8 protein-coding genes are annotated in these 11,760 nt (G+C 40.3%); 2 read left to right on the top strand and 6 right to left on the bottom strand.

What is annotated here, in order from left to right:
* Positions 1–2,724 (top strand): methyl-accepting chemotaxis protein (locus G4P69_RS27260; protein ID WP_208352522.1); only part of this gene is annotated, 2,724 nt, incomplete at its 5' end.
* Between the two features lie 119 nt (positions 2,725–2,843).
* Positions 2,844–4,640: a response regulator gene (locus G4P69_RS27255; protein WP_208344021.1), complete on the top strand. Its 1,797-nt coding sequence runs from the start codon at positions 2,844–2,846 to the stop codon at positions 4,638–4,640.
* An 82-nt stretch (positions 4,641–4,722) separates the two neighbouring features.
* Here G4P69_RS27255 and G4P69_RS27250 read toward each other — a convergent pair whose 3' ends face one another.
* The 6 genes from G4P69_RS27250 to G4P69_RS27225 form a co-directional block, all read right to left on the bottom strand.
* A complete protein-coding gene (locus tag G4P69_RS27250; protein WP_208352511.1) occupies positions 4,723–6,774 on the bottom strand; it encodes an SBBP repeat-containing protein in 2,052 nt (683 codons plus the stop codon).
* 476 nt (positions 6,775–7,250) lie between these two features.
* Positions 7,251–8,339 (bottom strand): glycosyltransferase family 4 protein, encoded by a 1,089-nt coding sequence (locus tag G4P69_RS27245; RefSeq protein ID WP_208344019.1) that lies wholly within the window; start codon positions 8,337–8,339, stop codon positions 7,251–7,253.
* Entirely contained in the window at positions 8,340–9,188 is an 849-nt protein-coding gene (locus G4P69_RS27240) for a glycosyltransferase (RefSeq protein WP_208344018.1), read from the bottom strand. It abuts the gene before it with no gap.
* Positions 9,185–10,261 carry a glucose-1-phosphate thymidylyltransferase gene (locus G4P69_RS27235; RefSeq protein WP_208344017.1) on the bottom strand — a complete coding sequence of 359 codons (1,077 nt, stop codon included), beginning with the start codon at positions 10,259–10,261 and terminating at the stop codon, positions 9,185–9,187. The genes G4P69_RS27240 and G4P69_RS27235 overlap by 4 nt, the downstream gene beginning before the upstream one ends.
* Positions 10,261–11,142 carry a dTDP-4-dehydrorhamnose reductase gene (gene rfbD, locus G4P69_RS27230; protein WP_208344016.1) on the bottom strand — a complete coding sequence of 294 codons (882 nt, stop codon included), beginning with the start codon at positions 11,140–11,142 and terminating at the stop codon, positions 10,261–10,263. The genes G4P69_RS27235 and rfbD overlap by 1 nt, the downstream gene beginning before the upstream one ends.
* Before the next feature lie 190 nt (positions 11,143–11,332).
* Positions 11,333–11,740, bottom strand: a complete 408-nt coding sequence (locus tag G4P69_RS27225; protein WP_208344015.1) for a hypothetical protein — start codon at positions 11,738–11,740, stop codon at positions 11,333–11,335.
* Positions 11,741–11,760: the final 20 nt, after the last annotated feature.

Below are 11,760 nucleotides of genomic sequence, written 5' to 3'. Positions count from 1 at the left end.
CAAGATAGACTTTTAGGCTCTATAGAGTTAGCAGAAACTCAAGCACTACAGAGACATCTGTTAATTGTGTTAATGGGAACAGGGCTGACAGCAGTATTAGCAGGTGCGATCGCAGCATTTGTCGCAAATAGAGCAATTCGTCCAATATTAAATGCTGCGGCCATATCTACCAGTATGGTAAATAGGCTACATAGAGAAATTGTAGGTACTACCGCTCCCGTCATTAGTAAAGACGAACTCGTTGTTCTAGAGACAAACATCGGCTTGATAAAAGAAAAGCTTCTGGGGTTACTATATAAACAAGAAGTTGAAACTGAGCGCAGCCAAGTCTTAATGGACATCACTCGCCGCATTCAGGAATCACGCAATGAAGAAAACGTTCTCATAACAACTGTTGAAGAAGTTCGCAAAGCCTTAAAAATTGACCGTGTAACAATCTTTCGCTTTAATCCCGAAGGAGATGGAACCTTTGTAGCAGAATCAGTAGGATCTGGTCTACAAAAAACCCTCTGGACAACAATATCTGATCCCGGGTTTGTAAGGGGGTATATTGAAAAATGCCAGAAGGGCGGGGTGCTTGCTATTAATGATGTCTATCAAGCTAACCTCTCTGATTCTCAGGTTGAATTGCTAGAGAGATTTTCTGTTAAGTCTTATGTAGTTGCTCCTATTTTCAAAGACGAGGAGTTATTCGGCCTATTAATTGGACATCAGTGTTCTAGATTTCGCTTTTGGCAACAGTATGAAATCGATTTATTTGCCCAGATAGCTGGCACACAAATAGGATTAGCTCTTAATTACGCCAAGCGACTAGAACAAGTAGATAGCAAAATCGATCAAGCTCAGGTATTTATAAGCATCACCCGCCGTATTCGAGAATCACTCAACGAAGAGGATGTTCTTAAAGCGACAGTTGAAGAAGTTCGCAAAGCACTAATAGCAGATCGAGTCGTCATTTATGGATTTGATTCCAATTGGTATGGGACTGTAGTTGCAGAAGCAGTTTTGCCAGGTTTTCCGAAAACATTGAGAGCCGATATTAAAGATCCCTGCTTTGCAGAGGGCTATATAGAAAAGTACCAAGCAGGTCGAGTTCAAGCGATCAATAATATTTATGAAGCTGGGTTGACAGCTTGTCACATTGACCAACTCAAACCCTTTGGTATTAAGGCAAATTTGGTTGCACCAATTCTCAAGGATGACCAGCTATTTGGGTTATTAATTGCACACCAGTGTTCTAAACCCCGTAATTGGCAGCAGTCTGAGATTGATTTATTCTCTCAAGTAGCGACCCAAGTTGGATTTGCTCTTGATCATGCTAGACTCCTTCAACGAACAGATGCGAAGGGTTTACAAACTGAAATGTTTGTAGAGATTACCCGTCAGATCTGGAGTTCCCGTAATGAAGAAGAACTGTTGAAAGCCACTGTTGAGAAAGTTCGCAAAACACTAAATACTGACAGAGTGATCGTTTATGGCTTTGATCGTGACTGGTATGGAAGTGTAATTGCAGAAGCAGTTGTGCCAGGTTTTCCTAAAACATTACGAGCTAATATTAAAGATCCTTGCTTTGCAGAGGGCTATGTAGAAAAATACCAAGCAGGTCGAGTTCAAGCTATCAATAATATTTATAAAGCTAATTTGACTGATTGTCACATTAGTCAACTAGAAGCATATGGTGTTAAAGCAAATTTAGTTGCCCCAATTGTTAAAGATAACCAGCTATTTGGGTTATTAATTGCACATAACTGTTCGGGACCTCGCGAGTGGGAACAGTTTGAGATTGATTTATTCACTCAGATAGCTATGCAAATGGGATTTGCTCTTGACCATGCTAGGCTGCAAAAGCAAGTACAGCAAGCGTACGAATCTGCTGAAGCTACCTTTATTCAGCAGCGTCAACAACAAGCACTACAACATCAGTTATCAGAGTTACTTAGAAGTTGTGAAACAGTTGTGCAAACTCTTTCAACAGAGGTTGCTTTCAATCATATGGAGTCAGTGACATCTACCTACAATCAAATTCAAACAATAGTTGATTTGGCTAGGGCGATGGTTACTTCTGTTCAACAAGTAGAACTTCAAGAACAAGATCTTAGTCTGACAGTACAAGATGAAAATGAATCTTTAACCCAAGTTTTAAATAGCATTTCCACTATTGAAGAAACGGTCATAGACGCAAGTTCTAAGCTTAAAGGTTTAGATCAACCTTCCCAAAAACTGTCTGAACTTGTAAACCTTATTAGTAATGTGGTTTCTCAAATAAAGCTCCAAGCAATGCATACGGGACTTGAAGCATCTCGTAGTGGAGAAGCTGGTCAAAAATTTGCTTTGATTGCTGAAAAAGTGCTTTCCTTAGTGCAGCAATTAGACTTGGGCATCGTAGAAATCAAACCAATAGTTACACAAATGCAGGTACAAACGAATGAAGTCATTACTGCTATTGAATCAGGAGCAGAACAGGTAAAAACTGGGACTGAATTAGTTAAAGAAACTCAGCGTAAGTTCGAGGAGATGATTACGAAGAGTGAGCAAATCAAAATACTGATGACAGAGGTTGCTCAAGCGGCGGCTGTACAAGTGCAAACTTCAACATATGCAAATGAATCAATTCATGAAGTTGCTGGTATTGCCAGCCAGACTTCAAAACACGCCTTGGCTGTAGCCGATTCTTTAGCAGATCTGATGACGCTTATACAAGATCTACAGGAGGATGTGAATTAGTTCAATAAAGCTTGCTCCCCTCTCTTTAAGAAGAAGGGGAATCATAGCAGAATTAGTTGACACATTCCAGCATGTTCTTCTACGAAATGATCCTCTTATTCAAATAAAGGAAAAGACTTATGTTTCTTAAAAATGGTATACGGAACCAAGTATACCAAAACTTTTTGGAAGAAACTTTAGAACTTGTACAGCAGATTCAGGATGAACTCATAGAACTGCCCTACAGCTACACTGCACCTAAAATTCGTGACTTGGTGCGAGCTATTCATACTATCCAAAGCGGCGCAGTTCAAATTAATTTTGCTGGAATCGAAACTTTAGTCAAACAGCTTGAGAAAACCTTTGATTTTTTGGAGCAAAAAAATATTGAAACAGATATGCTCCTGCAAGCTTATGGTTCTCTACGTTTATTCTTATTAGACCGAAGTAATAACGAAGAGTATGATACCTCTAGTGCCTTAACTACGACGGAAACAGTTTTTGCCAATTTAGAAACAAGATCCAATCATCACATAGAAGCAGTCAGTGATATATCTACAATCACTCAGGAAGATGTAGATACCTCTAGACTTATCCTCACCACAGAGATATCTCAAGAGCTAGAACACTTGGAAATGATTCTAGCTCATACTCATGAACGGGAATTAGCTCAAGAACTTGCAAGTCAAGCAGAAGTATTTTTGGGACTTGGTGAATTGTTAGAGCTTTCAGGGTTTGTTGCGATCGCCAGAACCACTCTAGCGACGCTAGAAACCACTCCTCAAGCAGCTTACAACATTGGACAATTGGCACTAGCAGGCTTACGCTCAACTTACGAAGCAATCTTGAAGGCTGATTTTTCTATAGATACTGTGAAGGAATTTCCCAAGACAAAGCTATTAGGCACCAAAGATAAAGAGTTGCTTTCTATTGCTCCTGCACAAAAAATTTCTCAGCAAGTCTATTTGTGGAGCGCAGATGCATCTACAAACACCCAGAGATCCACATCTCAAATAAGACTAAAGACTTCTAAGTTATTTGTCTGGGTTGCAGGTCATACTATTTTTACTTTGAAAACCGAGAGTGTTGAGGATATTTTAATTCCTCAAGACGGTGAAATCATCTCGTCGAGAGCACAGAAGTTTTTGCACTGGCGTGAGCAAATGCTCCCTGTCTATCAAGTCTCACAATTACTAACTTACATAACTCCACGGCAAGAAGCGAATTCTAAAGACGCTTTCCCAGAGGGCTTTTCTGTAGATAACCCCTCAGAACCATTGTTTATCATTAGCCAGGAGCAACTAACTCTGGCTTTAAAGCCAGACATTGAGTTCTTGATCACACAGCCAGAGCTAGTCATTCAACCTTTTAGCGATGAAAACAGGCTTCCTAGTTATGTACATGGCTACACTATTTGGAAAGACAATCCGCTTCAAGTGATTGATATTGTGGGTCTATTGGCCTATTTTAATCAAACAGTCGACCGCAAACAATTGGCTCAGATGCCATCAGTAGATATATTAGGGGCTAGTAATAAAACAATACTAACCGCTACTATCAAAAAACCTACTGTTCTTGTTGTTGACGACTCCAAAACAGTACGACAGATCATATCCCTGGCTCTACAAGAAGCAGGGTATCAGGTACTGCAGGCACAGGATGGTCAAGAGGCGATCGCACAATTGCAGCAAAATCCTAGAATCCAGCTAGTGATTTGTGATATTGAAATGCCTAACTTAAATGGCTTTGAGTTTCTTAGTTACCGTCTCAAAGATCCGATGCTGACAAAAATACCTGTGGTTGTGCTGAGTACTTGCAACAGCAGCAAGCATCGCCAATTAGCGATGCAATTAGGAGCCGTACAGTACTTTACAAAACCATACGTTAAGCAAGAATTCTTAGCTGCTCTTAAAGGAATCATCCAAAAAAACGGCTAATTGTAGATTTTAACTCTTCGTATACCAGTCACCGTGAGATACTTGAAGTATCTCTGCGGCGTAGTAAGGGGGTCTATCAAAATTAAGCCAATTTTGCTACCCAGATATCATAATTTCCAGCATTAGTTCCTGCAAACGCCCCTGTAGTAGCTCCTGTAATGTAGACATTACCATTATTATCAACGGTAACACTATACAATTGATCGTCAGCGGAAGTACTTAATTGCCTTTTCCTGACTGCAGCACCGTTGCTGTCATAAGCAACAATCCAAGCATCATAACCTCCAGCGTTATTACCTGCCAACGAACCATTTGAACTTCCTGAAATGTAGACGTTGCCAATGCTATCAACAGTTACACCATTTGCTCCATCTTTACCAGAAGTGCCAATTTGTTTGAGCCATTTTTGAACACCATTGTTGTCATACTTGGCTACCCATGCATCACTGTTTCCACTATTGGGTCCTCCCAATGCCCCTTCAGTGTCCCCTGTTATATAAACATTACCAGTACTGTCTACAGCTACACTATTGGATTGATCCTTCTCAGAAGTGCCCAGTTGCTTGACCCACTTTTGAGTACCATTGCTGTCATACTTGGCTACCCATGCATCACTTTTTCCACTATTACCACCTCCCAATCCCTCTTCAGTGTACCCTGTTATATAAACATTGCCAGCACTGTCTACAGCTACACTATTGGATTCATCATCCCCAGAAGTGCCAAGCTGCTTGAGCCATTTTTGAGCACCATTGTTGTCATACTTAGCTACCCACGCATCAGTGTTTCCGTTGCTAGCGCCTCCTAGCGCACCGGTAGTATACCCGGTCACATAAACATTTCCGCTATTATCGACGGTTATACCATTAGAGCCATCATCAGTAGAAGTGCCAAATTGTTGAAGCCACTTTTGAACACCACTGCTGTCATACTTAGCTAGCCATACATCATAGCCCCCACTATTAGTCCCTTTCAATGCACCTTCAGTAGTACCACTAATGTAGACATTACCAGCACTGTCAACGCCTATACCGTAGGCAGCGTCATTACCAGCAGTACCGAGCTGCTTTTTCCAAATTTGAGCACCGCTCTTGTCATACTTGGCTACCCATGCATCACTTTTTCCACTATTATTGCCTGCCAATGAGCCGTTAGTATACCCTGTAATATAAACATTCCCGGCACCATCAACTGCTACCCCAAAAGACTCATCATCACCAGACGTACCAAATTGCCGAGTCCATTGAGATTGTAGGCTAGTTACACCGCTGCGTTTTTCACGCTCCCCATAAAGTAGAAAGTGATCGTAAGCTTGCGCGTAACTGAATCCAGCTTTTTGCAAGTCGGTGTTATTTGCCAAGTAGTATTTTACATTAAAAGATTGTGAAGATGCCCTTCCTTCTTTAAGACCATAAAGTTGGAAGTGATCATAAAGTTGTTGATTAGACAGCCCAGCAGCAACTAAATCGGGATATGTTTTACGGTAGTAATTCACATCGAAAGTTAGCGAAAAGGAACGTCCTTCACGTAAACCATACGTTTCAAAGTGTTCCAACAATTGGATACCTTGGTAACCTACTTTTTGCAAGTCTGAATTTTGGCTACGATAGTAATTAATATTAAAGAAGTCAGAAAATTCCCGATTTTCTTTTAACCCATAGATCGCAAGATGTTGAAGGGCTTTGACTCGATCTCCACCAAAAGCCGTTTTGAGATCACTATTACGAGCTAAATAAAATCCCGTATCAAAAAACTGAGAAAATTTTCTACCCTCACCTACCCCTTGGTTCTGTAAATGAGTAAAAGCTTGTTCCCGGTTACCTTTAAAAGCTGTGTTAACATCTCCATTACTTTTTAAATAAAAGTTGATATCAACTACTGGAGAAAAGCGCCGTCCCTCAGCTACACCGGATTTCTGTAAATGATCAAATAATTGTTTATTAGTTTTTATACCAGCTTTTTCTAAATCGGGGTTACTTGCTCGGTAAAAATTGAGATCGACAAAGGGAGAAAAAGTGTGTCCCTCGTTGAGCCCATAGTTTTGAAAGTGAGCTAAAGCTTGAGCATCGGTTAAGTTTTTTAAGTCAGAATTAGCCGCACGATAGAAGCTGGCATTAAATAGGTTGGCAGTCATTTTTACTCCGTTGTCTGTCCAATCGTTCCTAGTGAAGCAATAAAAAAGAATTCAGAATACAGGAGTCAGGAGTCAGGAGTCAGAAGTCACCCTTCTCCCTTGGGAGAAGGGCTTTACGGGTGACGCTCGTTCCTGGCTAACGCTTGCGCTAACGCAACGCTTGCGCCAGTCGCCCACGGAGGGAAACCCGGAGTGCAGCGCCCTTACTCACCACCAATAAAGGGATGGTGTTTTAAGAAAAGTTTTAACCCCTATCTCAAAAACGAGTCAGTGCACGGTTTTTACCAGCATTTATTCTTCTGACTCCTGAATTCTGACTCCTGAGTTCATTTTGATAAAAATTGATTTATACATCCTGTGAAAAGTCAGATCGGTAGATGTCCTTTTTCACGGATAGATGATTGATAACTTGATACAAATTTGATATGAGTATAATTCTCAGTCAGTTGATTTATTGTAAAAATTTTGTAAAGTTTTCACACATAGCGCGATAAAACTTCAACAGTAGTCAGCCCAGTTCTTTGCCAACTGAATTGATTTGCTCTGTTGATACCATCAATTGAAAGGCGATCGCACAATGCCGAATCAGCTGCAATGATTTGCATGGCAGCAGTAATTTCATGAACATTATATGGATCGATCAAAATGGCAGCGTCACCAGCAACTTCCGGTAACGAGGAGAGGTTAGAAGTGATGACAGGAGTACCGCAAGCCATTGCTTCAAGAACAGGAAAACCAAAACCTTCCCAAAGACTCGGAAAAACAAGCGCGATCGCACCATTAATGATCTTAGGCAATTCACTGTACGGAACGTAGTTGAGAAATTTTACTTGCTCAGTTATACCCAACTCTGCAACTTGTGCTTGTAAAACAGGAGTATAGCGTTTATCCGATGGTCCTGCTAGCCAAAGTTCATAGTCCCGATTGTTAGGTATTGCTGCAAAGGCAGCTATGAGTCTTTGTAGGTTCTTATGGGGATCGTGTCGCCCGATGTAGATATAATAAGGACGATTTGTTGTAAAACGCACCTGATCTGGTTCTTGAACCCGAAAGTGATTGGCGTCGTATGCAAGGGGAATAGGGGTAATTTTGCTAGCTAAAATTTGGCAAAAGCCGGTAATGTCATCGGCGGTAGCTTGAGAGTTACAGATAATGTGTTGCGCTTGGGCAAGAACTTGGGGAATATAGCACCGATGGTAATATGTCAGAGGAGAAGATGGTTTGGGAAAACGTAATGGGATAAAGTCGTGAACCATCACGACAAAACGACATTTAGAAAATAAGGGAGCTTCTGGCTGAGGAGAAAAAAAAAGTCGAGATTTTAACTTTTTATAAATTTGTGGTAGTTCCAGTTGTGTCCACAATAGACGAGCCAAATGACCTTTTGTTCCTTGAGCAGGAGTCATATTATCTGGAACCGGATAACATTTAAAGTCAGGATAATTTTCTGCAGTTAATAAGGTTGGATTGAGCCTCTTTAAATATGGAAAAATATTTTTGGCATAGTTACTTATGCCTGTGGGTTTGGAAAATATAACTGATAAGTTGACTAATAATTCGTTCATTTAAGACTCGAATTTATACTTTAAATAAACAAACAAACCATAAAACTTACCTAATGCTATTTTAGGTTGTACAGGTATTAAAATAATTGCGTAACAAGAAAGCCGAATCAATCGAAGGAGAAAAACTGCCTTGTTTGTATATCTCTCTAAAGTTAGTAAATAACTGTAAGTACTATGTTTAATTTTTTGAACAACATATCTATTAGTAATTGAAGATGGTTCATGCAGTACGCCAATCTGCTTTGTCACGGCGATTAAATGTCCTTGCTCAGCATAACGCTTGCAAAAGTCAAAATCTTCATAGTAGAGAAAGTAAGCAGAGTCAAACTGCGGACAATCTTGAAACTTACGAAGATTAATAATCATACTACAACCTGAAATCCAATCACAAATGATATAATCGGCATCTGAGTTTATGAACAAGTCTTTAGTGAAGATTGCTCCAGTTTTAGGAGTGAAGGAACCGCCAGCAAACCAAACTTCACGGGCAAAGGTATAAATAGCTGTTCCAAGAATAGAAACTTCTGGGTACAGTTCAAAAAAATGGGTTACTTTTTGTAAGCTATTTTCTAATAGGTAAGCGTCAGGATTAATTATCCAGACAACAGCTTGGGGATGCTCAGCGTATACAAATTTTAGACCTTTGTTGCAAGCTCTACCAAAACCAAGATTTTCTTCGGCATCAAAGACTAATACAGACTCTGTTTTCAGTTGAGCGATGGAATCGTCATCTGGCGAGTTGTTAATAATAACTATTTTGTACTCATAATCGTGACTAACTGGCAGAGAACTTATTAGCTTATTAACCAGAGTTGTAGAATAATAGTTAACTATTAAAAAATAAATCACATGAGTTCAATTTGACAGTCATCACCAATAAGAAATCGCAGAGCTTTAGGTCGACGCGGTGCAATAGTTAATGTTGCTCTTTGCCCAATCACGCTATCAATAATACGTTGATGAATTCCTACAACTTTAGCACCTTCTAAAACAACGCTGTGTTCTAAATCACTATCTTGAAGCATGACATTATTAGCAATGCTCGTATAAGGACCAATAAAGCAGTTTTCTAAAAAACAATTACTACCTATAATGACTGGACCACGAATTGTACAATTAATAACTTTGGACTTAGAACCGATCTGAACTCGTCCAATAATTTGACTGTGGGCATCTATTTCTCCATCAATTGAGGTTTTTAAACAGGAATCAAGAATCAAACGGTTAGCTTCTAGTAAATCATCCTTTTTCCCAGTGTCTAACCACCAACCCTCTAGCTGATAAGCTGTAACTTGCTTTTGCTGATCAATTAGGTGTTGAATAGCATCAGTGATTTCAAGCTCACCTCTGGCAGAAGTTTTGATGCAAGCGATCGCATCATGAATAACTGGAGAAAAGAAATAAACTCCAACCAACGCAAGATTAGACGGTGGCAATATCGGTTTCTCAATTAACTCTAACACCCTTCCCTTGTCGTCAACCCTCGCAACACCAAAAGCACTTGGATTAGTAACCCGACGCAGAAGAATGAGAGCATCCTGCTGTTGAAGAATAAATTGTTGGAGAAAGTAACTTAAATCGCCTTGTTGAATGAGGTTATCTCCCAAATACATCACAAAAGGAGAATCTTGTAAAAACGGACGCGCTACTTGAACTGCGTGAGCGAGTCCTTTGGGAGTATCTTGTAAAATGTATGTTATTTTTGCGCCGAAGAACTCTCCATTACCAGTTTTTGCCTTAACCTCTTCCCCAGTTTCTGGGCTAATAACGATACCTATATCTGTAACACCAGCAGAAACCATTTCTTCAACGCCGTACCACAATATAGGTTTATTTGCAACTGGCATAAGTTGTTTTGCACCAGTATAAGTTAGAGGTCGTAAACGTGTACCTTTACCACCTGAGAGAATTAGTGCTTTCATTATTGATTATTTAACTCTTGTATCATTTGCCTTAAAGATAGACGCCAGTGCGGTGGGTGGATTCCCAGGATAGATGATATTTTCCCACAAGAGAGAACAGAATAGCTAGGACGACGGGCAGGTGTAGGATATTCTGAGGTGGTGATGGGGATAACTCGCTTAACTTTTAGAGGAAAGCCCAAGTGCTGAGCTTCTTCGAAAATAGTGATAGCAAAGTCGTACCAACTAGCAACACCGCTATTAGTGTAGTGGTAAATTCCTGCTATTTCTGAGCTAAACTTGGGGATGATTTGGGCGATCGCGTCTGCTATATCTCTTGCCCACGTAGGACTACCAATTTGATCAGTAACTACCCGAATTTCTTCTCGTTCTGCGCCCAGGCGTAACATCGTTTTAACGAAGTTGCTTTTACCATAAGTGCCATAAACCCAAGCTGTACGCAGGATGAAATGGTCAGCACAAGACTTTTCAATTGCTTGTTCCCCCATGAGTTTAGTTTCACCGTATACACTTAAGGGGTTAGTTGGGTCAGTTTCCCTATAAGGGTGAGAGCTTTCACCATCAAAAACGTAATCAGTAGAAATGTGAATCAGAAAAGCTCCGAGTTTTTCTGCTTCCTCCGCAAGAATTCCAGGTGCTAACCCATTAATGGTTTTTGCCAATTCTGGCTCACTTTCAGCTTTATCGACAGCAGTGTAAGCCGCAGCGTTAATAATGATTTCTGGTTGGTGTTCCCGAATAACGCCGCAAAGACTGCTGCTTTGGGTAATATCTACGGTAGATCGTGTAATTGGGATGACATTTTCGTAAGGTTCAAGAATTTGTAGGAGTTCTTTTCCCACTTGACCATTGCTACCGATCAGCAGAATTTTTTTACTCATTACCTAAGTGATTTATCTATTTGGCGATTATAGGTTAGCACATGATGGCAATCCTATTTCAGTTGTGACATCAGTTGCGGAGGCAGTCCAAAATAAATGTTTACTTAAATACTTTTATGTTTGATCGAGATCAAACATATTCAGTAACCTTTACAAGAGATAAATCTGATTAGAATCACCAAGAGAACTGTCAGACTTGCTGTTGTTGCTGAGCCTCCGTTTTCAAAGCCCGTCCCATCATCCAGCAACCGAATCCATCTACAAGTAATATGAGAACGGCTGTCACTTGAAATAGCATTCCCCAATCTTCAAAGGAAACCTGAGAAACATGATCAGGGCTAATGACGATGAAATGCTTGTACAATCCGAAAAGGAAAGATCCGGCGAGTGAACCGAATAACAGCCAGTTACCAACACGATAAAACTGTGTCCAAAGTAAAACGGCTGCAATAATGGGAGTCAGCAAAACTACAATACCCACGAACGCACTTTCAAGCGCAGAGAGGGCTACTGGGATTTCTATATGTGCTAGACCATGTAATCCGTTAGCGATCGCATGGACAACGGTAATTATTGTTCCATATTGAGCAAACTTCATGATTCTGGTTCCTTAAATTG

The sequence above is a fragment of the Aetokthonos hydrillicola CCALA 1050 genome, from assembly GCF_017591665.1.
Taxonomy (GTDB): Bacteria; Cyanobacteriota; Cyanobacteriia; order Cyanobacteriales; family Nostocaceae; genus Aetokthonos; species Aetokthonos hydrillicola.
The sequence above is the reverse complement of the archived record's forward strand: the minus strand, read 5'-3'. Positions and strand labels throughout refer to the sequence as shown.